The 25199-nt window shown below is 36.0% G+C and carries 25 protein-coding genes; 6 read left to right on the top strand and 19 right to left on the bottom strand.

Annotation, left to right across the window (positions count from 1 at the left end; translation table 11 throughout):
* Nucleotides 1-70: 70 nt before the first annotated feature.
* Entirely contained in the window at nucleotides 71-2737 is a 2667-nt protein-coding gene (locus tag ACMAYX_RS10370; protein ID WP_412471672.1) for a valine--tRNA ligase, read from the top strand.
* A 28-nt stretch (nucleotides 2738-2765) separates the two neighbouring features.
* Here ACMAYX_RS10370 and ACMAYX_RS10375 read toward each other — a convergent pair whose 3' ends face one another.
* Genes ACMAYX_RS10375 through ACMAYX_RS10390 form a run of 4 tightly spaced genes read right to left on the bottom strand, consistent with a single transcriptional unit; the run spans nucleotide 2766 to nucleotide 5418 of the window.
* Nucleotides 2766-3302, bottom strand: a complete 537-nt coding sequence (locus tag ACMAYX_RS10375) for an N-acetyltransferase family protein (protein WP_412471671.1) — start codon at nucleotides 3300-3302, stop codon at nucleotides 2766-2768.
* 52 nt (nucleotides 3303-3354) lie between these two features.
* Nucleotides 3355-4287 carry a hypothetical protein gene (locus ACMAYX_RS10380; protein ID WP_412463463.1) on the bottom strand — a complete coding sequence of 311 codons (933 nt, stop codon included), beginning with the start codon at nucleotides 4285-4287 and terminating at the stop codon, nucleotides 3355-3357.
* Nucleotides 4262-5002 (bottom strand): EI24 domain-containing protein, encoded by a 741-nt coding sequence (locus ACMAYX_RS10385; RefSeq protein WP_103217596.1) that lies wholly within the window; start codon nucleotides 5000-5002, stop codon nucleotides 4262-4264. The genes ACMAYX_RS10380 and ACMAYX_RS10385 overlap by 26 nt, the downstream gene beginning before the upstream one ends.
* An 11-nt stretch (nucleotides 5003-5013) precedes the next feature.
* Complete coding sequence (locus tag ACMAYX_RS10390; RefSeq protein ID WP_103217595.1) at nucleotides 5014-5418, bottom strand: DUF309 domain-containing protein; 405 nt, start codon at nucleotides 5416-5418, stop codon at nucleotides 5014-5016.
* A 126-nt stretch (nucleotides 5419-5544) separates the two neighbouring features.
* On the opposite strand from ACMAYX_RS10390, the gene hisC reads away from it, so the two are divergent.
* The 5 genes from hisC (at nucleotide 5545) to ACMAYX_RS10415 (ending at nucleotide 10210) form a co-directional block, all read left to right on the top strand.
* A complete protein-coding gene (gene hisC / locus ACMAYX_RS10395; RefSeq protein ID WP_103217594.1) occupies nucleotides 5545-6678 on the top strand; it encodes a histidinol-phosphate transaminase in 1134 nt (377 codons plus the stop codon).
* Nucleotides 6675-7679: a fumarylacetoacetate hydrolase family protein gene (locus ACMAYX_RS10400; RefSeq protein WP_412471670.1), complete on the top strand. Its 1005-nt coding sequence runs from the start codon at nucleotides 6675-6677 to the stop codon at nucleotides 7677-7679. Before hisC ends, ACMAYX_RS10400 begins: the two co-directional genes overlap by 4 nt.
* On the top strand, nucleotides 7679-8785 hold the full coding sequence (locus ACMAYX_RS10405) for a homogentisate 1,2-dioxygenase (RefSeq protein ID WP_412471669.1): 1107 nt from the start codon (nucleotides 7679-7681) through the stop codon (nucleotides 8783-8785). The genes ACMAYX_RS10400 and ACMAYX_RS10405 overlap by 1 nt, the downstream gene beginning before the upstream one ends.
* Nucleotides 8786-8787: 2 nt before the next feature.
* Nucleotides 8788-9417, top strand: coding sequence for a flavin reductase family protein (locus tag ACMAYX_RS10410; RefSeq protein ID WP_103217592.1), 630 nt, complete (start codon nucleotides 8788-8790; stop codon nucleotides 9415-9417).
* 133 nt (nucleotides 9418-9550) lie between these two features.
* Nucleotides 9551-10210, top strand: coding sequence for a hypothetical protein (locus tag ACMAYX_RS10415; RefSeq protein WP_412471668.1), 660 nt, complete (start codon nucleotides 9551-9553; stop codon nucleotides 10208-10210).
* Between the two features lie 31 nt (nucleotides 10211-10241).
* Here ACMAYX_RS10415 and ACMAYX_RS10420 read toward each other — a convergent pair whose 3' ends face one another.
* From ACMAYX_RS10420 to ACMAYX_RS10490, 15 genes are all read right to left on the bottom strand, one after another.
* Complete coding sequence (locus tag ACMAYX_RS10420; protein ID WP_392993632.1) at nucleotides 10242-10988, bottom strand: hypothetical protein; 747 nt, start codon at nucleotides 10986-10988, stop codon at nucleotides 10242-10244.
* Nucleotides 10989-11082: 94 nt separating this feature from the next.
* Entirely contained in the window at nucleotides 11083-12363 is a 1281-nt protein-coding gene (tig, locus tag ACMAYX_RS10425; protein WP_103217589.1) for a trigger factor, read from the bottom strand.
* Nucleotides 12364-12466: 103 nt separating this feature from the next.
* On the bottom strand, nucleotides 12467-13231 hold the full coding sequence (gene truA / locus ACMAYX_RS10430) for a tRNA pseudouridine(38-40) synthase TruA (protein ID WP_412463464.1): 765 nt from the start codon (nucleotides 13229-13231) through the stop codon (nucleotides 12467-12469).
* On the bottom strand, nucleotides 13218-14192 hold the full coding sequence (locus tag ACMAYX_RS10435; RefSeq protein ID WP_412463465.1) for a hypothetical protein: 975 nt from the start codon (nucleotides 14190-14192) through the stop codon (nucleotides 13218-13220). Before ACMAYX_RS10435 ends, truA begins: the two co-directional genes overlap by 14 nt.
* Nucleotides 14173-14934, bottom strand: a complete 762-nt coding sequence (gene pssA, locus ACMAYX_RS10440) for a CDP-diacylglycerol--serine O-phosphatidyltransferase (RefSeq protein WP_103217586.1) — start codon at nucleotides 14932-14934, stop codon at nucleotides 14173-14175. The genes ACMAYX_RS10435 and pssA overlap by 20 nt, the downstream gene beginning before the upstream one ends.
* Nucleotides 14935-14945: 11 nt before the next feature.
* Nucleotides 14946-15392: a hypothetical protein gene (locus ACMAYX_RS10445; protein ID WP_412463466.1), complete on the bottom strand. Its 447-nt coding sequence runs from the start codon at nucleotides 15390-15392 to the stop codon at nucleotides 14946-14948.
* A 177-nt stretch (nucleotides 15393-15569) separates the two neighbouring features.
* Nucleotides 15570-16166, bottom strand: a complete 597-nt coding sequence (locus tag ACMAYX_RS10450; RefSeq protein ID WP_412463467.1) for a hypothetical protein — start codon at nucleotides 16164-16166, stop codon at nucleotides 15570-15572.
* Nucleotides 16166-17716, bottom strand: a complete 1551-nt coding sequence (rseP, locus tag ACMAYX_RS10455) for an RIP metalloprotease RseP (protein ID WP_103217583.1) — start codon at nucleotides 17714-17716, stop codon at nucleotides 16166-16168. Before rseP ends, ACMAYX_RS10450 begins: the two co-directional genes overlap by 1 nt.
* 8 nt (nucleotides 17717-17724) lie before the next feature.
* Complete coding sequence (locus ACMAYX_RS10460) at nucleotides 17725-18543, bottom strand: phosphatidate cytidylyltransferase (protein WP_103217582.1); 819 nt, start codon at nucleotides 18541-18543, stop codon at nucleotides 17725-17727.
* Nucleotides 18544-18554: 11 nt separating this feature from the next.
* The gene (gene uppS, locus ACMAYX_RS10465) at nucleotides 18555-19307 is read right to left on the bottom strand and encodes a polyprenyl diphosphate synthase (RefSeq protein WP_103217989.1); all 753 of its coding nucleotides are present in this window, start codon (nucleotides 19305-19307) and stop codon (nucleotides 18555-18557) included.
* A gap of 18 nt (nucleotides 19308-19325) precedes the next feature.
* Complete coding sequence (frr, locus tag ACMAYX_RS10470; RefSeq protein ID WP_103217581.1) at nucleotides 19326-19883, bottom strand: ribosome recycling factor; 558 nt, start codon at nucleotides 19881-19883, stop codon at nucleotides 19326-19328.
* A 17-nt stretch (nucleotides 19884-19900) separates the two neighbouring features.
* On the bottom strand, nucleotides 19901-20608 hold the full coding sequence (gene pyrH / locus ACMAYX_RS10475; protein ID WP_021268728.1) for a UMP kinase: 708 nt from the start codon (nucleotides 20606-20608) through the stop codon (nucleotides 19901-19903).
* Nucleotides 20609-20686: 78 nt separating this feature from the next.
* Nucleotides 20687-21571 carry a translation elongation factor Ts gene (tsf, locus tag ACMAYX_RS10480; protein WP_103217580.1) on the bottom strand — a complete coding sequence of 295 codons (885 nt, stop codon included), beginning with the start codon at nucleotides 21569-21571 and terminating at the stop codon, nucleotides 20687-20689.
* A gap of 26 nt (nucleotides 21572-21597) precedes the next feature.
* Nucleotides 21598-22377 carry a 30S ribosomal protein S2 gene (rpsB, locus tag ACMAYX_RS10485; protein ID WP_103217579.1) on the bottom strand — a complete coding sequence of 260 codons (780 nt, stop codon included), beginning with the start codon at nucleotides 22375-22377 and terminating at the stop codon, nucleotides 21598-21600.
* Nucleotides 22378-22562: 185 nt separating this feature from the next.
* Nucleotides 22563-25004: a DNA translocase FtsK gene (locus tag ACMAYX_RS10490; RefSeq protein ID WP_103217578.1), complete on the bottom strand. Its 2442-nt coding sequence runs from the start codon at nucleotides 25002-25004 to the stop codon at nucleotides 22563-22565.
* Between the last annotated feature and the right edge of the window lie 195 nt (nucleotides 25005-25199).

Here is a 25199-nt window from a genome sequence, read left to right on the forward strand (position 1 = left end):
TTTTAAAAGAAATAACGTGTATCCTATGATATATAATTTCAATTAGTTAAATCGAAAAAAGGAAGAAATTGTGACAAGAAATTTCGATGAGCTACCTAAGACATATAGCTCAAATGATGTAGAGAAGAAGTGGTACCAAAAATGGGAAAATGAGAAATACTTTGCTCCTAAAGCAGGAAAGACTGGTGAGTCTTTTTGCGTCATCATGCCACCTCCAAACGTCACAGGAATTCTTCACGCAGGTCACGCTCTTGATATCACAACTCAAGACGCCCTAATTCGTTTTAAAAGAATGAAAGGTTATGAGACTCTTTTCCTTCCAGGTATGGATCACGCCGGTATTGCAACTCAATCAAAAGTTGAGGAGCTAATTTGGAATGAAGAAAAGAAAACTAAGCACGACTACTCTCGCGAAGACTTCTTAAAGAAGATCTGGGAGTGGAAAGAGCAATACGGTGGCGTTATCGCTAACCAACAAAGAGTTATGGGGGCAAGTTGTGACTGGGATTACTCAATGTTTACAATGGACCCAGAAGCGAACGAAGCCGTACGACGCGCTTTCGTAACTCTTTATAATGAAGGTCTAATTTATCAATCAGACTATATTGTTAACTGGGACCCAAAACTTCAATCAGCTATTTCTGATGCAGAAGTTGATCACAAAGAAGTTAACGGTGCCTTCTATCACATCCTCTACTCTGTTAAAGATAGTGATATTAAATTAGAAGTTGCAACAACAAGACCTGAAACACTACTTGGAGATACGGCCGTTGCTGTTAATCCAAATGATGAAAGATTTGCTCACCTTATAGGTAAGAAAGCAATCGTTCCACTATGTAACCGTGAAGTACCAATCGTTGGTGACGAGCACGTTGATATTGAAAAAGGAACAGGTTGTCTTAAAGTTACTCCAGGGCACGACTTCAATGACTTTGAAATTGGAAAGAGACACAATCTTGAAATCATTAATATCCTAAACCTAGACGGTACTCTTAATGAGCACGGTCTTGAGTGGCAAGGACTTCCTTGTAAGAAAGCTCGTAAGGGTGTTATTGAAAAATTAAAAGAACTAGAACTATTTGTAAAAGAAGAAAAACATGTGCACCAAGTTGGTCACGGTGAAAGATCTGGTGTTGTTATTGAGCCAATGATCTCTAAACAATGGTTTGTAAACGTAACTGATATGGCCGCAGAAGCCGTTGCAAAAGTAGAAGATGATACAACTCGTTTCTATCCGAAGGGATGGGAGAATACTTACTTCTCGTGGTTACGTGAACCAAAGAACTGGTGTGTATCTCGTCAACTTCTATGGGGACACAGAATTCCAGTATTTACTTGTACAACTTGTGAGCACCAATGGGCCGATGAAGCTCTAGAGCCAGAATCATGTCCAAAGTGTAGTGCAAAAGAATACACTCAAGACCCTGACGTTCTTGATACTTGGTTCTCATCGGGACTATGGCCAATGTCGACACTAGGTTGGCCAAATAAGGAAAGAATGGAGCAGAGAGGATTTGATAAGTTCTACCCGACTTCTGTTCTAATTACAGGTTTCGATATTATCTTCTTCTGGGTTGCTAGAATGATGATGATGGGAACTAAATTCTCTAACCAAGTTCCATTCGATAAGGTTTATATTCACGCAATCGTAAGAGATAAGCTCGGTCGTAAGATGAGTAAGTCTCTTGGTAACGGTATTGATCCTCTAGAGATGGTAGAGCAATATGGCGCAGACGCATTCCGTTTTACTCTAGCTGCTGGTTCAGGTTATAACCGTGCTATCAACCTAGACCCTGAAAGAATCGCTGGTTACAGAAACTTCATTAATAAGATTTGGAATGCTTTCCGTTTCATCTCACCATTCTTAGAGCTTGCTGAAAAAGATCTTCCTACAAATCTTGATGATCAAGAAAAATGGATTCTATCAGAGCTTAACGATACGACTAAAATTGTTAATGAGTCTCTCGATGCTTTCCGCTACGATGACGCTTGTTCTGAAGTGTACTCATTCGTATACGACAAATTCTGTTCTTGGTTTATCGAACTTTCAAAAAACACACTTAACGGTGAAGACGAAGCTGCCAAAGTTCAAAGAGCGACTGTTCTTAAATACTGTTTTAGAAAAATTACTGCTCTTCTACACCCAATTACTCCTTTCATTACAGAAGAGCTTTGGGGTTATTTAAAAGAAGATAGCGAAGATCTACTAATCTCAGCTGAATATCCTGAATACGATGCAGCTCTTAACTACCCTAGTGAACAAGTTAAGATGAATAAGTTTATTGAAGTTGTTTCAGGAATTCGCTTCCTAAGACAATCAGTCAATATCAAACCTAAAGATGAAGTTGAAGTTGCACTTTTAACTGATGATGAAGAAGCATCTTCGTACTTTGCCGACAATATGGCTGGAATACAAGATCTTGCTCGTGCAAAAGATGTAACAATAGCAGCTAAGTCTAGTGATAATCCTAAAAAGTGTATTATGAAGGCAACGACTCACACTGATATCTTTTTAAAACTTGATGGAGTCATTGATCTTGATGCTCAAATCAAACGTCTTGAAAAAGACTTTGATAAGACTCAAAAAGAATTTGAAAAAATTGGTAAGAAACTTAATAACGAAAAATTCATGGCCAATGCACCAGAAGAAGTTGTTGTTGAGGTAAGACAAAAAGCAAGTGAGTTTGAAGAGAAGCTAAATTCACTTAAAGAACAAATCGAACAATTCAAAGCATAATAAGAAGGCCCTCGACGAGGGCCTTTTTTTATAGATCAAAGTAAAAATATTCTTCTTGGTAAATCTCTCCATTAAACTCAAATGGAGACTCCTTTAAAACCTTGCCACCATTCTTTACAAAAAAGCCCTTAGAAGGATTATCTTTAAAGGTACATAAGTAGAAGCAGTCATATCCACGGTTTTTAAAATCTTTAATGACAGCATCAAAAAGTTTTTGTCCCATGCCTGATTTTTGATATTTCTTTAAGATATAAAAATCATAGATTTCACCAGGTATACCATGCTCATGTTCTCGAGCAGGGCCATAATCAATAAAACCTACAACATCTCCATCAGGAGCATGGAAAACAAATGTTCCCCCTTCTGTTGGACGACGAGGAATTTTTCTTTCCCAATTTTGTTGTATATCAGAATACTTTAATGAATAGAGATAGTCTTTAGACAGAATGCCTTTGTAATTTTCCCAAAAACAATCCACATAGATTCGGGCCAACGACTTTATATCTTCCACTTCTACTGAAACGATTTCAAAAGGTGCAAATGTAAGATCTTTTGCGGCCACCATAGATTTATTTTAGCAACAATCGAGCGGCCTCGCAAATAAGGCATTTTTACGTCTATGGAACAAGTCTAAGTGACTGATAATTAACTATATAGTCTTCTAAATCCGGAAAAGTTTTAAGCTGAATTAACTCACTGATACCATAAGAAAGCAGTGTAGAGCCACTAAAACATAGGCGACCAATTGTCTCCGGCATGTGCTTCCATTCAGGTATTGTAAGCTCTTCGTCTCCAACGAGTAAGGCCAATTGTCCTCGGTTACGGCTCATTTGCGCTGTTGCTAGTGATTTGGTTATAACTGCATCAAATTCATCAATTCGACGACGAAGTATATTTGGTGATTCACTAAATAAACTAATTCTTTTACTTACCTTAACCCCATCATAACCTTCCACTGATTCACTTGGAATATAACCATGAAGCTTTAAAGTTGGTAAACATTCAGCAAGAAAATTCATTCTTTCAACAAATTCAACATCATACTTATGTGGATAACAGATAAATATATTTGAAATTCTCTGATGTGTGAAAGCGTGGTCGATATTAGCATTCTTAAAGTTTCCTTCTACCGCCCTTAATGCACTCATTTTCTTTTCATCTAAATATTCACCGCTATATTCAGGTAGTGATACTTGATAAAAAAAGCTCTTTGGTCCACCTTGTAAACCAATCTTTACATTGGCCCTAAAGGCCAAGCCAAGAACAGCAGAGTACATATCATTCACATAATCAATATAGTAATCAGTATTAAAAACTTCATGTAAATTTGCTGCAAACTTATGTGCTGCAAACATTGATTCAGTTTCTTTCTTTGAAATTGAGTAGGCCCAACACCTTTCAGGTAACCAGAAGTCATCAATCTGAGTTGCATCTGTGTAAACAATTGCAACTTGATTGTCCTCGTGCTCATTAATAATGGCATTTACAACAGGAAGGATTGAAGCTATTTCTGCTTCATCTCCCTTAACCCTTAGTAGGAACTTCTTCACTTGAAGCTATCTCCTTAACTCTTAGTTCACAATAGATAACTGTGAAGAACACAACAGCTAAAGGAAGAAAGAATAAGTTTAGTAAAGGTATTGATATAAGAATCATAAAACCAACTCCACCTAGTAAATAAGGTAGAAAGCCTGACTTAATATCACCAACACATTCTGCAAAAGTTAGGTTATTTCTTGACCATGAATAATCAATAAATGAAATAGCGAGAATTAATCCCCCTAATACAAATGTGATTGGAGGAAAAAAGAAGCCTATACCAATGTTGATAATTGATAAAACGACAATAACACCAATCTTCTTTAATTCATTCATAAGAATACTTGGTAGTCGTTTCATCGTTTGCGTAAAAGTATCAGTGCTCTCTTTTTGAAGCTTATAAATCATCTCAACTCTTGAACTGAGCATATCATTAAAAGGTGAAGCAATGACTGAGACAACGATAAAGAACGTCCAGTTAATAATTACTCCTAAAAGAATAATGAGAACTCCTGAAAATACAGTGCTCACCCAACCCTGCTCAGGGTACTTTTCATTTATATATCCATGCCCCCAAGCGGAAACTTCGCTAAAGGCATAATGTCCCAAAGAGTAATAAAGGATGAAACCAATTAGAACCGGACAAAGTGCAATTAAAATAATTTTCTTATCTGCCTTTAAGATATTCATTGAACGAAAAAAGAAATATGGAAGTTTTCCAATCATTACTACTCCATTTAATTTTGAACTGGAAATTTAAAAGTTTTTAACTTTGAAAAGTCATTTAAAGTAGGCTTTTGCGGAATGGCCTTCACAATACTTTTTAAATTTTGCCAGTCTAAGTATCTATCCATTATATCCGACTCCACATGATTTTTTTCAATGAAGTCAATTTTACCTTTGGCCTTATTGACCATCCCACTTGCTCCATTAAGATTGTCATCCTCATGATGATATAGTGCAGTGGCCAGTTGAATAACAACCCAATACACATAACGCGCATTGTCTCCCATTGCATCCATCCACAGGTCTTCGACAACCTCATGACACATCCAGTAATGACCAGTATTAAATAAGTTAAGTCCCTCTTGAATAAGCTCGAGGTGTTCAGTTGTAAATTGTCCAAAGTGATAATTACTCATAATACAGTAAGTCTAATTCATCTCGGCCCTATATACATGATGCAACGACCAAAACTATTCAATCGGCCATAAAAACGATAGAATTTCTCAAATTTAATTTAACTAAAATATGAAACAGGAAGAGTGATGCATCATAAAGATCTCGTACCAGAGTACTTAAAAAAGCTACAAGTATACCAGGCCGGTAAACCAATTGATGAAGTAGTTAGAGAAAAGGGACTGACAAAAGTTTCAAAACTAGCTTCAAATGAAAACCCACTAGGGCCATCACCTTTTGCAATTCGTGAAATGACTCGTGGTCTTTGGGACCTACATCGCTATCCAGATATGCATGCTTATGCACTAAAGTCTAAGCTAGCTGAAATGTATGATCTTAAACTTGAGAATATTATCTTAGGAAATGGATCTGAAGGAATCATGGCCTATATTGCTCGTGCATTTCTTAAGCCTGAAGATGAGGTCTTAACTTGTGACAACACGTTCATTGGTTTCTATATTCTAGCTCGAAGTGTTGGAGCAAAGCTTAACAAAGTTCCTCTTACTAAAGATTATCGCTTTGATGTAAAAGCTCTTGCAGATAACATTACTGAGAAGACAAAAGTTATCTATATTGCAAATCCAAATAATCCAACAGGTACATATATTACAAAAGAAGAGTTCGACTACCTTATGAAGTACGTTCCTTCTCACGTTCTTGTTATTCTAGATGAAGCATATTTTGAATTTGCCCAAGAACAAGATGATTATCCAGATTCTATGAACTATCGCTATGATAATGTTCTAACTCTTAGAACTTTTTCTAAAGCTTATGGCCTATCTGGTATTCGAGTTGGATATGGCTTTGGACATCCGGAACTTATTGGATACTTAACAAAAGTAAAACTTCCATTTGAGCCAAATCTTATCGGACAACTTGGTGCCGTTGGAGCTCTCGAAGATCGTCCACATCTTGAACGTACGCTTAGAAATAATCGAAAGCGTTATGACGAACTAATGGAATACTTAACTAATAGAGACTTCAATCCAATTAAATCTGTAACAAACTTTGTTACATTTAAAACAGGAAGTAGTGAAGCTAGTGACTTCATGTTTGAGGAACTTTTAAACGAAGGCGTTATCATTAGAAAGCTAGTTGCAAATGAAATGCCTGAATATGTACGTATTAGTATAGGAACAAAGGATGAAATGTATCACTTCTATGAAGCTTTCGATCGTATTCTTCCTGCATATAATAAAAGATTCAGAAAGGATTTAGCATGAAAATCTGCCAATATGTAAATCATGGAACTCATCGTCCAGAACCAAGACTAGGTATTTTATTAGATAATGGACTAGTTATTGATCCAAATAACGTTTGGGCATGTGACTATGAAAGAGAAGGATATTTTAACTTTTGGCAAAGAGCAAATCACACTTGCCCTCCTTCCCTTTTACAAATTCTTCAAACAAAAGATGATCCTATCGACTTTCTTGGTGAATGTTACGGACTATATTTATTCTTAGAAAAAGTTGGAGATCTAACTCTTAAAGATGGGACTCCAATTGCATTTAAGTCTGATGAAATTAATTTAAAAACACCAATAGATAAAATCCCTAACTATCGCGACTTCTATGCACATGAAAAACATGTAGCGGCTGGATTCAAAAAAAGAAACGAGGCAATTCCTGAAGCATGGTATGAAATTCCTGCATACTATAAAGGACCGACTCATGGATTTATTGGACACAACCAAGAAGTCTTATGGCCACATTACACTAACATTCTTGATTACGAATTAGAGCTAGGAATGGTCATTGCTAAAGATGGTATCAATATTCGCGAAGAAGATGCAAAAGATCACATTTTTGGATTCACAATTCTAAATGATATTTCAGCTCGTGATATTCAAAAGAAAGAAATGGCCGTACGTCTAGGCCCTGCAAAAGGAAAAGACTTCTGTTCAGTAATTGGACCAGTTATTACAACATTTGATGAGTTTGATTTTAAAGAACCAAATCTTAGAATGACTGCAACTGTAAATGGTGAAAAATGGTCAGAAGGTTTTTCTGGTGATTCTCACTATACTTGGGCACAAATGATAGCTCACGTCTCTCAAGATGAATGGGTATTATCAGGGGATCTTTTCGGTTCAGGAACAGTTGGTACTGGTTGTGGTCTAGAGATCGATCGCTGGCTAAAACCAGGTGATGAAATCACTCTTGAAGTTGAAGGTATTGGAAAGCTAACTAATAAAATAGGACCAAAAAGAGGTACTAAGTAATGGCAACGGATAATAAAATGGAAAGCTTTAAAGCAAGTGGTGTATACACAAAGCAAGCTCATGTTGATATTCCAGAAGGTTTATACGAAGAAGAACACGGACGTAATGGTTTCTTTGGTCGTGTAAGTCAACTCTATCATACTCAACCTCCAGTTAACTGGACTGATATTTCGGGTGATTTAAAACCAAAAAATCTTCCTTCACTTTTTAGTCATAAAGACCTACAAGATGATTTTCGTGCAATCCTAACAAATAATGATTGTGAACTAAGTCTTGGCCATTTAACAAAGTCACTTGATTATTTCTTAAGAAATGCCGACTTTGATGAGCTCTACTTTGTTCACGAAGGTAGCGGTACTCTTGAAACAATCTATGGTTATGTTCCATTTGTTAAAGGTGACTATATTGTCATCCCTCGTGGAACAACATATACAATTAAAATCTCTCAAGCTGCCAAGTTCTTTCAAGTTGAATCTCGATCTGAATTTGAAGAACCATCTCGTGGACTTCTAGGCCCTAACGCTCTCTATGACCAAACAGCAAAGTTCACTCCAGAAGCAGCTCTGGGCTCTGATCAAGATTGGCCGGAGTATAAAGTTAGAGTAAAAAGGCTTGGAGAGATTACAACAATCACCTATCCATTTAACCCACTTACTGCAAAAGGATGGAAGGGATCTGTCTACCCATGGAAGATTTCTATTTATGATATCTGCCCTATTATGAGTCATCGCTACCATGTTCCTCCATCGGGACACACAACGTTCGTAGCAAAGAACTTTGTTGTTTGCTCATTTGTTGAAAGACCTCTTGAGGATAAGAAACATAAAGTTTTAAAAGTTCCTTTCTATCATTCAAATATTGATTTCGACGAAGTACTTTTCTATCACCAAGGAAACTTCTTCTCTCGCGATAATATCGATGCAGGTGCTTTAACATTCCACCCTCAAGGTGTTCACCATGGGCCACACCCAAAGGCCTTTCAAGCTGGTGAAGATAAACTATATACTGATGAGTATGCTGTTATGGTTGATACTCGCTATCCCTTAAAACCAACAAAATGGTTTGAAGAAAATGAAAACAAAGACTACTGGAAAAGCTGGATGTAATTATGGCAATTTTTGATACAACAAAACAAGACTTTAAAGATAACTACAAACTACTAATAGGATCAGTCGTTCCAAGACCAATCGCAGTTGTTTCAACTGTTAATGAAGATGGTACAAGTAATATTGCACCTTTCTCATTCTTTACTGTGGTAAGTGCAAACCCAATGATCATCGGCTTCACTCCAATGATTCGTTCAAGCGATGGGGAACAAAAAGACACTCTTAAAAATATTCTTCGTCAAAAAGAATTTGTCGTAAATTTTGTAACTCAACATAATTATGAAAAAGTAAATCTATGTTCAACTGAACTACCTCATGGTGAATCTGAATTTGATTTCGCAAAGCTGACAGAGCTAGATTCTGAAGTTGTTACACCAAAGAGAATGAAAGAATCTCCAATCCATTTTGAATGTAAACTCAGAGATACTTTAAGCTACGGTGATGTGCCAGGAACTGGAACATTTGTAACAGGTGAAGTCGTTAGAGTTCATGTTGAAGACGAACTTCTAGATCAAGGCCGTATAGACCAAGACAAGTATGCTCCAATGGGTAGAGGTGCTGGAAATGACTGGATCGTCTGTGATCACAGAGTACAAATCGAGCGCCTAATGAAGGCACAAATTCAAAAATAATTAATAATTTCAAGCCCTTAGGGGCTTGAGTATTATCTATACACCCCTAGTAAATTTTCCAAATTTGACCATTTGAGCAGCATTTTTCGTTAATATTCCTGTGATCACACTTTAAATGAGAAGAGGAATACCTATGAAACGACTACTACTTACAGCTATTTTACTGACAAGCGCTACGGCCCAAGCAGATCTATTTGATAACCTAACTGCGAATTTAAACCTATCACCATCTCAGTCAAATAACTTAAGAAATGGACTGGCGTCTATCTTAAGCGGTGGAGGGAGTGGCTCTGTAAAAGAAGCTGAAAGATATAGTTTTAACAAATGTTTTGAAATGCTAAGAGTTGCAAAACAAGAGCAAATCAAAAGTGGTAAAAAGTTTATTAAAGCTGGTTATGCTACTGGAAAGTTCTATTCTAATGTCATTGAAGGTGACTATAAACAGTTCCACGATAAAAATGAAGATATTAGTAAGTTTGGTCGTACTCTTATGAGAGGTGTATCTAACTTAGATAGTATTAGATTTAACAGCACAACTTCTGAAAAAGATGCTCCTCACCTTGATTACTATTGTTCAAGCTATATGGACATTGAAAGTGTATCAAAAGTAATTGTAGGAAATAAGGAATGTCGTAAAGTAGACCTAGCTTTAAATGCAATGGATGCAAATACAAAGAAAAGATTCAAGGCATCTGCATCAAATTTTTTCTGTGAAGGTGAAAATATTGTGAAGACAGATTTTACTGGTAAGAAATACGACGTAATATATGAAATGAATGAAATTCAAGAATAAAAAAAGCCGCTCTCAGCGGCTTTTTCTTTATTTAAAACGTATAACCTAAACTTAGACCATATGTGAAATCATCAGAATTTCTATCTTCATAAGAAGAGTTTAAAAATGAATAACCTGTCTCCACTTGAACATACGCGCTATCGAAATCAAATCGTACTCCAGGTAGAACTAAGATAACTTCTGGAGACTGTTGTCCATCATAAGAAACCGTCGCACCATCTTTAAGAACTCCATCAACTTTATATTCCATAAATACTGTATTTAAGTAAAATAGCATCGATGGATTCACACGGTAACCAATATTTAACGAAGCTCCTAGAGACTTGGCCTTTAGATCTGTTGTATATACCGTTGAATCAGTATTTAAAGATCCATCTTCATGATAACCAAAACCAAACTCTCCTTGCACAGACATCTTTAAACCAACTGTCTTTCTATCTCCACCAATAAATTGATATTTTACTTTTAATAGGTCAGAAGTATCAGGATAAGTTTGTAGGCCAATATCTAGTCTTGGCAAGAGTCCAACATTCCCTTTGAAGGTAAGTAATGGCTCAGGTCCACTTACAGACTCATCAGTTGTTGTTCCGCTAATTATAAAATCATAGCCTTCTGCTAGATCAACATCATAACCACTAGCGACCCCTATTGCGACATCAAATTGTCCTAGTCCTCCTGTTGTCTCAGGTCCATCCATACGAGAAGTTGGAATATTGTAATCAAGTTGAGCACAACTTACTAAGGTAGATAAAACAAATAAGAAACTAAGATATTTCATAAACTCTCCTATAATAAATATGATTAATTATATTAGAATTTATAAAAATTTGAAGACGGAACTAAAAGGCCCGCTAAAAGCGGGCCCAAAGGTATTATTTAATTTTTAATTCTGAGTGAAGTTTTGCAAAAGTTTTTTCTTCACGGATAGCATACATAAGGTTTGCTTTCATACGCTCATCTCTTGTGTAGAATTCTTTTACTTGGTCAGCAGTTAGACCTGAAAGGCTTGCACTTTCTTCGATTTTTGCATCAAAGTCAGCATCTGTTGATTCAACTTCGAACTTGCTTGCAAGGTGATCAAGGATTAGACCAGACTTAACTTGGAAAAGAGCTTTTTCATCTAAGTCACCTGCCCACTTCTCAAAGTACTCACCTAGCATATCTTCAGTGAAACCTTGTTGCTTAAGGTTGTTAGCAAGGTCGTTCTTTAGGTGTTCTTTTTGTTGAGCAACCATAGTAGTTGGAACATCAAAGCTATTTTCAGAGATTAGTTTTTCAAGAATTTCTTGGTTTAACTTTTCAGCTGCTTGTCTTTCATTTTGCTTAGTTAGGTTTTCTTTTGTTTTTACTTTGAAATCTTCAACTGATTCAAATCCTAATTCTTTAGCTACTTCGTCAGTAAAATCTGGAAGTTTTCTTTCTTTAATTTCTAGAAGTTCAACGTGGAACTTAACATTTGCTTCTTTAAGCTCTTCTACGTGGTACTCAGATGGAAAAGTAACTTCTAAAGTTTTCTTTTCACCTGCTTTCATACCAACCATTTGATCTTCGAAACCTGGAATAAATTGTCCAGAACCGATCTCTAGAAGGTACTCTTCACCTTTCATATTTTCTGGTTTTTCACCATCAGCTTTTTCACCTTCGAAGTTCATAACTGCGAATAGTCCATTAGCTAGTGCTGTACCTTCAGCAGCTTCTACCATTTCTGCTCTTGGAGCTAGGTAGTTCTTACGTACTTTTTCAACATCTTCTTCAGTTACTTCAACAGCATCTTTTGTGAAAGAAAGCTTTGAGTAATCTTTAAGCTCAACAGTTGGGAAGATTTCAACTACTGCATCAAATGATACAGACTTTCCATCTTTGTAATCCATATTTTCAAAGTTAGGGTATCCAACTACTTTAAGATCTTCTTTATTAATTGCTTCAAATAATTCCTTTTGAACGAAACGATTTAGAGCATCACCTTCAACCTGTGGACGGTATAGTTTCTCAACCATAGCGATTGGCGCTTTACCTTTTCTGAAACCTTTGATTGAAACTGATTTTTGTTTCTCTTTAAGAGCAACAGTAATTTGTTCAGTTAGATCTAAGTTTTCGAATGAAAAAGATAATTTTTTTGTGCAGTCATTAACTTGTTCTACTTTATAAGTCATGAATAAATCCTCACTTCGCTATGCGACAATATTAACATTATGAATAGCCGAAATTAGCTAGAATATGGCAAAAAGTCAATGAATATAAGGGGTTTCAATTGGCCTAATACTCAACCTTAACCAAAAATAGGCCCTGTGGAGGTGCGGTCGGAGCGACCTTTTCAGTACTTGGCTCAGTCAATTGTTTCACAATAACTTCTTTTGAAATCTTGCCTTGAGCGTACGACCAAATACTTGAAACGATCAGACGAACCATCTGCTTTAGAAACCCATTACCTGTGATTTCTAAGATCAGGACATCTTCTTGTAAGCCTGGACCATAGCTCATTTGACTCTCTTGTATTGCGCAACTAGTCACTCTTCTAATTGTCGACTTTACGGGAGTACCTTTTGTGGAAAAGCCTTCGAAGTTATGCTCACCAATAAAAAGCTGGCAAGCTTCATTTAACTTATCGAGGCTTAGTTGCTTTCCTAGATAGGTCACATAGTTTTTCAAAAACGGATTTGATTCTCTTTTAAGAGAAAATACATAGCGATATGTCTTACTCTTTGAATTGAATACTGGTTGAAAATCTTCAGGGGCAAACTCGGAGTCAATAACTCTAATTTCCTCTGGTAACTGACTATTTAATGCACGCATTAAGGCTTTTGGATCAATATCAATAGCAAGAGTTATACGAGTAACTTGATAGACAGCGTGAACACCTGTATCTGTTCTTCCGCAACCTACAACTTGTAACTCATCCGATTTTGAAATTTGCTTTAAAACTCTTTCGATCTCACCTTGAATACTTTGTTGGCCAATTTGTTTTTGCCAACCAAAGTAATTAGTTCCATCGTATGAAAAAGTAACTTTATAGATACTCAAAGTTGAAACCTATCCCAAAAGACATTCCACTTACGCTAAAGTCTTCTCTTTTAAATCCTGAAATATCCATGGTTTTGGCCATGAGGCTAATGCTCATATCACTAACATCACTGAACTTTTTAAGATCCATTCCAAAGTTTGGGAAGATATTATAAATTGAAAAATCAATTGAAGCAGAAGCATTATAACCATAACCTACTTGGCGAATATCTTTATCATCATCGCCTTGCTCACGGTCATCTCTGTTTTGCCATATTGGAGCAACCACAGCTCCACCTTGTGCTGTTATTGATACTTTCTTTCCAAAATTTAATTTTGCCCCAAGGTTTAAATCAATTGGAAATAGCCATAGGTTAAACGTTGTACGAGAAAGAGAGCCGTCTCCAAACTTTCCTTTTCCAGAGTTGAATGAAACTCCAAGATTTCCTTGAAAGAAAGTAGAGACAATATTTCGTTGAAAATATTTTCTATAGTTAAATGTTAAGTAACCTGCTTGAACAGAGTCAGCCGCTGAGTCATCACTTTGGAAAGTCGACTCAAAAGTTCCCGTGCTATCAGCGTAGTCAAAAGTATCGTAGATATACGTAAAGCCAATTTGAGTATCAGCTTTCTGATACATATCTCTTAATAAGTCTTCTGTTTTATACTCAACATATGAATTCGGACTTGGGTCTATCAGAATTGAACCTTCATCAGTAGCTGTTTTTAGCCACTCTTTATCTTGCGAGTTCATTACTGCATTTTTTAGCTCTTCTTCAGTATACTGCTGAGGTGTTGAACCAAAAACATTTGGAAATGAGTTCTTATCTTCTTCTTCACTTGTACCATTATCATTTTCATAAGGAGAAGTTGATGAGTCTAACTCACCAGGTAGAGGTTGATTAAAATCAACAGAGAAACTCTTCCCACTAACAACTAATAATGTACAAATTAAGAGTTTTTTAAGACTCGCTTTCTTCATCTTTTTCTTCCCAGTCGAATAGTTCAACTTTAGTATCCTTATTAAAAATATTATACACTAAACATCCAACAACATAGGCAGTAATCAGCACAAAAATCATTAGTTGCTCGTAAATAAGGATTAATACTAGAATGAGAAGAATTAATGCAAGGACCTTGCGGCGATTTTTTCTTACGTAATCCGAGTTTTTAAACGAATTAAACGGAATATTTGAGATCATTAGTAGGGAATAGAAAATTACATATGCAGCAGCGTAATAACTTTGATACTCACCAAAGTTAAACTCCAGCGTTACCATTATAAATCCAATAATCGCAAGTGCTCCTCCAGGAATTGGAAGACCTTGGAAATAATTAGATGGAACCTTATTAATATTAGCATTAAATCTTGCAAGTCTTAGAGCACCACAAAGTAGATATAAGAATGAAATCACCATTCCCGGACGACCTAAGTTTTGAAAGAACTTAAAATAGATAATTAAAGCCGGCGCCATCCCAAAAGAGATGACATCACTAATTGAATCAAATTGTTCACCAAATTGAGACTGAGTACCAGTCAAACGTGCAACTCTCCCATCAACACTATCAAAAATTGCACCTAATAGTAGAATCATACATGCAGGATAAAACATTCCCTTCATGGCCATGATAATTGATGCGAAACCGCAGCCCATATTTAAAGCAGTAAATATATTAGGTAAGAAAAAAGTTAGTTTATGTGGTTGTCCGTCATATCTAGTCATTTGAATTCCTTTTATTCTTCTAAGTAGCGACCTACTATCGTTTCTCCACCCCTAACCTTTTCATTAACGGCCACGAGGAGTTCAGAGTTTTCAACTTGCATCTTGACGGTAGCACCAAATGGATAAAAGCCAATATCAACTTGCCTTCTTCCTAGGTCTCCCGGTAGTACAATTAACTCTGGGTCACGTTTAAAAAATGAATTTATAAAATACAATCTAATCTTTCTCTCATTAGAGTCTTCTAACGTAACTTTTGTTCCAAAGTCTTTATCTTTGAAGATCACGTTATTTACTCTCGCTGAAATTGGTAAATATATCCCATATCCACTCAATAGTCCCATTCTTATTGATAACTCTGAAACGTCATTAGAAATTTTATCAATACCAATAACCTTTCCTGTTACAGGCGCATAGATAGAGCCACGAGTTGTAACTTGGTCTTCTTTGAATGAGCTCAATTTTCTTCTAAATAAGAAAAGAAATAATCCTACAATAACAAAGAAAAATAAGAATAAATAAAAGCCGAATAATAGTAATAATAGAAATGCTACTACTATAATAAAGTTGATTGTGGACTTTGATAGATAAAATATTTTCACTTTAATAATTTATCAATATTCAACTGACATGTCATACTAAGACTTTTTAAATTCGACGTGAAGAGGTCGAAAATAGTATGGCCTCTGTCTCATTTTCTCACTTACAACTTTAGCAAAGATTGAGGCAGGATTCTTACGAAGAACTTCTCTTGTATCCCCTTCGCAGCGATCAGAAAGCTCATTTTCTCCATGAGTATATAAAAGCGACTTATCCACAATACCCGAGCAAAACGCTTCAAATTCTTCTTGTGTCAGAAGCTTTTCATTATCATTTGTACGAATATAATACTCTTTTTTAAAAGCAGGGAACATCCAATGAGTTGAATTCTCTCCAAGAATACTTGGAATATCTGAACTGTAAAAAGAGTAAACTTCAATATCATCTAACTCAAAAATTTGAGCAAGGCCTTCCCCGACCCTCATTCCAGTATAAGATCCTGGGCCAGCAATAGAGATAAGACCTTTAATATGACTTATATCAAAACCGTTCTTTGAAAGCAGAGCGTGAATATTTTCATGAAGAACCTCAGAGGTCTTCTTAGTTTCAACAACAACATCTTCTATCCAAGAGAAGTTCTCATCAAGAATTCCAAAGTGCAGAAGATGTGATGTATCTATAAATAAGTAAATCATTAGAAGAATCGCGTAAAATCGTTAAATAATGCACCAATCATTAATAGTAATAAGATCGAGAGTCCAAATTGCTGAGCAATTTCTAACTTTCTTCTTGAAAGTGGTCCACCGTTAATCGCTTCTAAAATAAGAAAAACAATATGCCCACCATCTAATACTGGAATTGGGAAAAGATTAATAACACCAAGGTTGATAGAGATCAGCGCCATCAACTGGAAAAAATAAGAGATTGAAGTATTAAAAGAATCAGAAGCAACTTTTCCAATTGTAAGTGGCCCACCAATATTCTTTAGAGAAACCTCTGCCGTGATTAGCTTTTTAAAGCCTTCAAATGTTTTAACAACTCCATCCCAAGTACGATAAAAGCTTCTTGGAATTGCCTTAAAGAAATTCATCGGTTCAGTTGTAACATACTTCCCGGCAGCATAAATACCGTTGCTGTAAACACCGATTAGCTTAACAGTCACTCCATTTTCAGTTCTAACATCAGGTGTGATATTAAATTCTTTAATCTCACCTTTTCTGATAACTTTCAGTGAAGCTTGACCTTCGTTTTCCTGAATCTCACCTCTAAGTTCATCAAATGAATTAACCTCTTTTCCATTGACCGTAGTGATAATATCACCGGCCAAAAGACCTGCCTTATCTGCAGGAGACTTCATTTGAACACTTTTAACAACTAAGTCCATTGGGAAATAGTTATTAGTAAATAGGGCATGCTTAAGACCATTTGTTACATCTAAGTGAGTAACAGGTTTAGCATCTTTATCGAAAATTGGCTGACTAGTTTCATTATCAATAGACTTAATCGGATAAATATCTAAGTGACCACCCTCAACTGCTAATTCCTCTAGGCTGTAATCAATATTTGGCCCCTTCCCTTTTGAAACAATAAACAGATTTCCATCTGCTGATTTGACGATAGGAAGTAGTAAGAAAGGTGGATAATTAACCATCTCTTCAAAAAATTGCTCAGGTTTCATATCAACCTTCACAACTTCTTTCTTCCCAAGGCGAACAACTGTTAGTGAGCTAATATGCCCATCACTCTCCAGAACGATATCGCTAGGAGAAGTAACTAGATGCTCGTTTACTTTATTTACAATATCACCACTTCTAAAACCTAATTTATAAAAGCGAGTTTCTTTCGCTACATTTCCAATTTTAATTTCTGGAACTTTTTCACCTGTCAGGAAAAGGGCAAAGAAAATAAAGAAAGCAAGGATGAAGTTAGCAAGTGGACCACCGAATACGATCCAAAATCTTTGCCATTTCTTTTTATGAATAAAAGAGAACTTCTTTTCTTCTTCAGAGATACCATCTTTATTGAATGGGTCATCCCCAAACATCTTAACGTAACCACCAAGTGGAATTAGTGAGATTGCGTACTCTGTATCACCTTTTTTCCATCTAAATAATTTTGGACCAAAGCCAATTGAAAAAACTTCAACTCTTACTCCAAAAAGTCTGGCAAATAAGAAGTGTCCTAATTCATGAAAAAATACTAGTGGCCCTAAAAATAAAATAAATATAACTATTTTCTCTAACATACTAACCCTTATAAAATTTTATAACTCAACAATAGTGTGTAAAACGGAATGACAAAAAGAAGACTATCGATTCGATCGTAAACTCCTCCGTGTCCAGGAATTAAATTCGAGCTATCCTTTACACCTATTTGTCTTTTCAATTTAGACTGAATCAAATCCCCGACCTGACTCAAAATACCTAAAATAAAAAAGATCAGTATATATTTTACCGCAAAATCGCCTATTAAATAATACCAAACTAAAGTTCCTAATAATCCTGATGTTGCAGCACCTCCAATTAGGCCCTCAACTGTTTTATTAGGGCTTACGGCCGCCCACAATTTCGTTTTTCCGAAGTTCTTACCAAAGAACCATGCGCCCGTATCCATCCCAAAGTTAAAAACTAATAGAATAATTACAAGAGCTTGCCAGTTGCTTCGATTAAGAAGTGAATGAAGATTAAGAAATGGGATCAAAAACATCACCATACTCAAGATAGTAACTCGTTTAAGTAAATTAACAAAATTCATCGACTCCATAGGAGAAACGAACAAGTAACCAATTAGAACAAGATTCAAAAGACAGCCAATAGAAGGAATTAAAAAACCTTCAAAAACATGAGGATTGTTCATCGCCCAGAATTGGATTCCAAGTAAGAAAACAAAATTAATCAGTGTGAAAATCCCTGTAACTTTAAGGGACAGAAAGTTTTTAGCAAATTCATAAAAGCAAGCAGCACTTACAACGATAAGTAATGCTTCAATACCAATGACTCCAATAGAATATGCTAATGCGACGATACCTATCATTACAATGGCAGATAGGACTCTTTTTTGAGTATTTGTCATTTTAAATCCGTTTAATTTATTAATCTAATATTCTTTCTAATCTTATTTTTAGAAGCAGCAAGCGATTCAGTCTCAGAAACTTGTCCAAAACGTCTTTCACGTTTTTCAACTTCATAAATAATATTTTCAAATTCTTTACTTGTGAAATTTGGCCACATTGTTTCTGTAAAATACAGCTCACCATATGCAATCTGCCATAATAGAAAGTTTGAGATTCTTTGATCTCCCCCAGTTCTAATCATTAGGTCGACATCACCTAACTCAGGGGCATGAAGAGCTTGAGAGATATTCTCCTCAGTCACTTCAATATCTTCAGCAATTAGCTTATTTACCGCACTTATAATTTCTGCACGTCCACCATAGCCAAAAGCAAAAGTTAATTTTAATCCTGTATTATCTTTCGACTCTTCTTTTAGTCGATTAATAATTTCAATTGTATCTTTAGGAAGTTTTGAAATATCACCAATAATATTAAATTTAATATTATTTTTTAAAACTCTCGTTCTTTCTTTAATAAGGAACTTCTTTAAAAGAAGAAAAAGAGTTCTAATTTCAGAAGGTGGGCGGCCCCAATTCTCAGTAGAGAATGCATAAAGTGTTAGGGCCTTAATCCCCATGTCGTCAGCTTTTTCTACGACATCACTAACAACAGAACTTCCACGCACATGTCCCCATACACGACGATGGGCGCGGTTCTGTGCCCAGCGCCCATTGCCATCCATTATAATTGCAACATGTTTTAATTTAGAAGTTTGAAAGTTCATCATTAATTCAAATAAAGATTAAAGAGTAAGAAGCTCTTTCTCTTTAGCAGCAATGATTTCATCAACTTGTTTAGTATACTTATCAGTTACAGTCTGAATTTCAGTTTGAAATTTCTTAGAATCATCTTCAGAAATTTCTTTTGCTTTTTCAGCTTTTTTCACAAGTTCATTTCCATCACGACGTACGTTACGAATTGCAATCTTACTATCTTCACCAATTTTTTTAATTTCTTTTACCTGCTCTTTTCTTGTTTGCTCAGTTAGTGCAGGGAAAGCAATTCTAATTAGATTACCATCGTTTGATGGGTTTAGACCTAAGTTAGCATTGATAATTGATTTTTCAATTTCACTGATAAGTGTTTTATCAAATGGTTGAATCTGAAGAAGTCTTGCTTCTGGAGTTGAAATTTGTCCAACTTGATTAACAGGAGTTGGAGAACCATAGTAATCAACAGTTATACCATCTAAAACAGAAGCTGATGCACGACCAGTTCTGATTTTTGTTAATTGATGCTTTAAAGAATCAATTGATTTTGACATACCAGTTTCTAATGATGATTTAATTTCATTAATCATAATATACCTCTTATAAATTATTTAATAACTTTAGTTCCAATGCTTTCACCAGCTACGGCCTTAGCAATATTACCTTTTTCAAACATATTAAATACCACAATTTCCATCTCATTATCCATACAAAGTGAGATAGCTGCAGAATCCATTACTTTAATTCCTTTATTTAATACGTCGATATATTTTAATTGATCAAACTTAACTGCGTCATCATATTTCATTGGATCTTTATCATAGATTCCGTCAACTTTTGTTGCTTTAAAAATTACCTGTGCGTCAATTTCATTTGCTCTTAAAGCTGCCGCTGTATCTGTTGTGAAGTAAGGATTACCAGTACCTGCTGCAAAGATAACAACACGTTTCTTCTCAAGGTGTCTCTCTGCGCGACGTCTGATATAAGGTTCACAAACTTCTTGCATATTAATAGCCGACATTACTCTCGTAAATACACCTTTTTGCTCAAGAGAATCCTGCATAGCAAGCGCATTTATGACAGTCGCCAACATACCCATATGATCTGAAGAAGTACGGTCCATACCTCTTGTAGCACCTGCTACACCACGGTGAATATTACCACCACCAACAACGATCGCAACTTCAACACCCATTGCGACTAGCTCTTTAACCTCTTCTGAAATTTGGTTAAGAACATCGTGAGTTACACCATAACCAGCTTCACCAGCTAAGGCCTCACCAGAAAGTTTTAATAAAATTCTTTTATATTTCATAAATCCCCAATAACACTACACTGTAATTGCAAAAAAAAAGGGCTTAAAAAAGCCCTTTCTCGTATTTAGTAATTAATTTTACTGTTGAGTCATCTTAGCAACTTCTTCCGCTAAGTTGTCTTCTTTCTTCTCAATCCCTTCTCCAAGATTGATTTTGTGGAAAGCAGTTACAGTAATGTCACCACCAACTTTACCAGCTACATCAGCAACAAGCTTCTTGATAGTAAAGTCTGGGTTCTTGATGAAAACTTGCTCAAGAAGACATACTTCTTTTGCTAGCTTACCAAGTTTACCTTTAACGATCTGATCGATCATGTTTTCAGGTTTACCTTCTTCTTTAAGTTGAGCACGGTAAACTTCTTCTTCACGCTTTTTGTAATCTTCATCGATATCATCAGCAGTTAAGAAAGAAGGTGCAGCAGCTGCAACGTGCATTGCGATATCTTTTGCAAGTTCCGCAACTTCTGGAGCATCAGCTTTATCAGTAGCTAGATCAACTAGAACACCGATTTTTCCACCGTGGTTATACGATCCAAGAACACCTGTAGTTTCAACTGCAGCAAATCTTCTTAGGTCGATTTTCTCACCACATTTCATAGTAAGTTCAGTTGATTCAGAGTTCTTAGCTTCTTTAAGTTCTTCAATAGAAGCTGGCTTATTTGAAAGAGTCCATGCAGCAACTGTATTAGCGAAACCTTGGAAATCATCACCTTTAGCAACAAAGTCAGTTTCACAGTTAACTTCAAGAATAACACCTGCGTTCCCTTCTACTAGAGATACGACAGTACCTTCAGCAGCAACACGGCTTGCTTTCTTAGCAGCAGTTGCAAGACCTTTAGTTCTTAGGAAATCGATTGCCGCTTCCACATCACCGTTAGTCTCTGATAGAGCTTTTTTACAGTCCATCATTCCTGCACCAGTTTTTTCTCTTAATTCCTTAACAGCACTTGCCGTAATAGCCATTTTTTACCTCGCTAATTATTTATTAATTATTCTTCTTCACCAGCTAAATCGATGTCGTTCTCATACTTAGAAAGAATTTCTTCTTCTAGTGCCTTATCAGTAACTTGGTTACCAGCAGACTTAGATTTACCAGCATTTGATGCAATTGCACCTGCAAAGTAATCAGAGAATAGAGTGATCGATTTGATTGCATCGTCGTTACCTGGAACAACGTAGTCAACACCTTCTGGATCACAGTTAGTATCAACGATTGCAACAACAGGAATACCTAGCTTGTTAGCTTCTTTTACAGCAATTCTTTCATTGTTTGGATCAACAACAACAAGAGCACCTGGAAGCTTTCTCATATCCTTGATACCACCAAGGTTTTTCTCTAGCTTTTCAACTTCTTTACCAACTTTGATTCTTTCTTTCTTAGTTAGTAACTCGAAGTCACCTGTTTCTTTCATCTTTTCAACTTTTCTTAGTTTATCGATTGAAAGGTTGATTGTTTTGTAGTTTGTAAGCATCCCACCTAGCCATCTGTTAGTTACGTAGTATGCACCACAAGATGCAGCAGCATTCTTAACAGTTTCTGAAGCTTGTCTTTTTGTAGCTACGAAAAGAATTGGCTTACCTTCAGAAGAAGTTTTCTTAAGGAAGTCATAAGCTTTTTTTGCTAATGGAATTGTTTTAGCAAGGTCAACAATGTAGATACCGTTTCTCTCACCAAATACATATGGCTTCATTTTTGGGTTCCACTTGTGAGTCTGGTGACCAAAGTGTGCACCTGCTTTTAAAAGATCATTAATGTTTAATTCTGACATACGAACTCCTAAGTTGGTTAATTACACTAACTCGAACCGAACGGACCAACCTTCGAGCAGTAGTTTATTTCGCGATATTGCGATGGTGCATTTTTAACACGATGACACTATGGATTCAATATTTTTTTGTAATATTTTTAGAGGAATTATTGGCCCTAACTTACCGAAAGAAAGGGCCTTTTGAATTATAGAGTTGGTGAACTTCCATCAACAAGAACGCGACGCGGCTTAGCGCCCTGAGCTGGTCCTACTACCCCGCGCTTTTCAAGTTCTTCAATAAGATTTGCTGCTCTATTGTAACCAATTCTCAATCTTCTTTGCAGCATAGAAGCTGACGCCGAGCGAGATTCCATTACGACTTTAACAGCTTCATCATAAAGAGAATCACCTGAACTTGATGAAGATGCAGGTGTGATATGTGAACCATAAGAGTATTCATCTGTTTCAACTTCACCACCATTCTCAAGAAATTCCATTGCTTTTTCATCGAATCCTGATTCAAGCGCTTCAAGTTTTTGAGTTAAGGCTTCGATTTCTACTTCATCTACATATGAAGAGTGAACACGCTGAGTATTAATACCGTGTTTGTAAAGCATATCCCCTTTCCCAAGAAGTCTCTCAGCCCCAATTTTATCAAGAATAGTACTTGAGTCAGTTCTTGAAGATACTCTAAAGGCAACACGAGTTGGGAAGTTAGACTTGATAACACCAGTAATAACATCAACAGAAGGTCTTTGAGTTGCTAGAACTAAGTGAATTCCTGCGGCACGTGCTTTAGCTGCAATACGTGCGATATTATTTTCAATTTCTTTACCGGCCTTAGTAAGTACCAGGTCAGCAAACTCGTCTACAATAATAACGATATATGGTAATTCGTAATCTTCGGCCGTTGTATCTTCATAGTGATGGTGAATCTTAGCAAGCATTTCTGGAGTTGCTCTCTTGAGTTTTTCATTGAATCCAGAAATATTTCTAACACCAAATTCAGCAAGAATTCCGTAACGACGATCCATTTCCTGACATGCCCATAAAAGCGCAATTGAAGCAGTTTTTGCATCAGTTACAACAGGCATTAATAAGTGTGGAAGTTTAGCATACAGGGCCATTTCAAGTTGTTTAGGGTCAATAAGAATTAATTTCATCTTCTTAGGAGACTTCTTAACAAGAAGTGATACAAGAAGTGAATTAATAAATACCGACTTACCTGCACCTGTAGCACCTGCTACAAGCATGTGTGGACAAGTAGCTAAATCGATAACAAAAGATTCACCAAAAGCATTCTTCCCCATCGCAATAGGCAGAGAATATTTAGCATTTTGGAACTCTTTAGAACTTAAAACTTCATCTAAATATATGATATCACGAGGATTTCTTGGGACTTCAACACCGACAGTATCTTTCCCCATCATTGCAGGAACAACACGAATAGGTGCTCCATAGAGTGCTAAGGATAAATCATCAGCTAGTCCTGCAATCTTAGAAACCTTAACACCGGCCCCTGGTCTAAATTCAAAAGTATCAACAACAGGACCTTTTAAAACGTTAACAATTTCACCCTCAATCTTAAACTCAGTAAGCTTAGATTCAAGAAGTGTAATAATTTGCTCAAAATATGCCTTATCAGGCTCATTCGAAACCTTCTCAATCGTAGCCTCTGTAGCAGTATCAACAATATTAAAATATTGGTTATCACTAGAAGTATCTGCCATACGATTAAGCGGAGCAGTTACAAGAATCTTCTTAACTTGCGGCTCTCTAGGAGTATTACTATCAACATCCTCACTAGGATCTTCTTCTTCAACATCAGGAGCTGTACGAACGACTGTATTTGATTCATCAAATGAAGGTCTCATAATTTGTGGCTTAATTACTGCTTCTTCAATATCCTCATCATCTTGTTCAATATTGTCAGTTTTCTCTTCAACAACAGTCTTAGACTTTAAGATATTTTGTGGTTTAATTTTATTGAGAGAAGCAAATAAAGATCCCTCTTTCTTAGTCTCATCCTTATCTTTATTATCGTCTTTTAGAATGCTATCCATTCTTTTTCGTAGACTATTATCATGCTCAATTTGGGCAACAGGTTTCTTCTTCTCAAATGGAGCAATGAGAGCTTGTTTGGCCTGAACCACTTTCTTAGGAGCGGCCTTAGTAAAATTAAATACTTTAATGATACTCTCTTTAAATCCACCTCTAAAAGTACCCAAAAGAAATAATCCAAAAGCGACACCGCTATAAATACCTAACCAAAGCGAAGTAAATGAATTTTTGAAAATATACTGTAGTCCAATTCCAAGAGCATCTTGAAATAGAAAAAATGAAATACTTCCAGCAAAGAAAAGTAATGGGAAAAAATTGAGGATATCCACCATATACTCTCTTCTGTCATATATAAATGTATGGCATAGAGCAAAAACGAAGAAAGGAATCAAAATCCAAGGCCCACTAAAGTAAGAGCCAAACTTAACCAATGAGAAAAAATAATAGCTAAGAATATTTCCTGAATTATTAGATGTAATCGTAAAGTAGTTATCCGGTAGATCATTTCCAAAGTAAAAAGAAACAAATGAAAATAATGTTAAGATAAACAGGGTAACTAGTTGAGTTTTAAGGATATTTTTCTTCATATTACTATTGTATATGAAATGATAGTAAAGGCAAAAGAAAAGGCCGAAAAGCCTTATTTAAGCATGAATTAGTGAATTAAGAATTTTATGGCCACAAATAAAAAAAGCCAGATCCTAAGATCTGGCTTTTTATATAGAAGGTGCATCTTCCTAGTCTCACACCAAGTGACCCTGGCACTACCTTCGGCGCAAGCG

This window comes from Halobacteriovorax sp. RT-2-3 (genome assembly GCF_047085075.1).
Lineage (GTDB): Bacteria > Bdellovibrionota > Bacteriovoracia > Bacteriovoracales > Bacteriovoracaceae > Halobacteriovorax_A.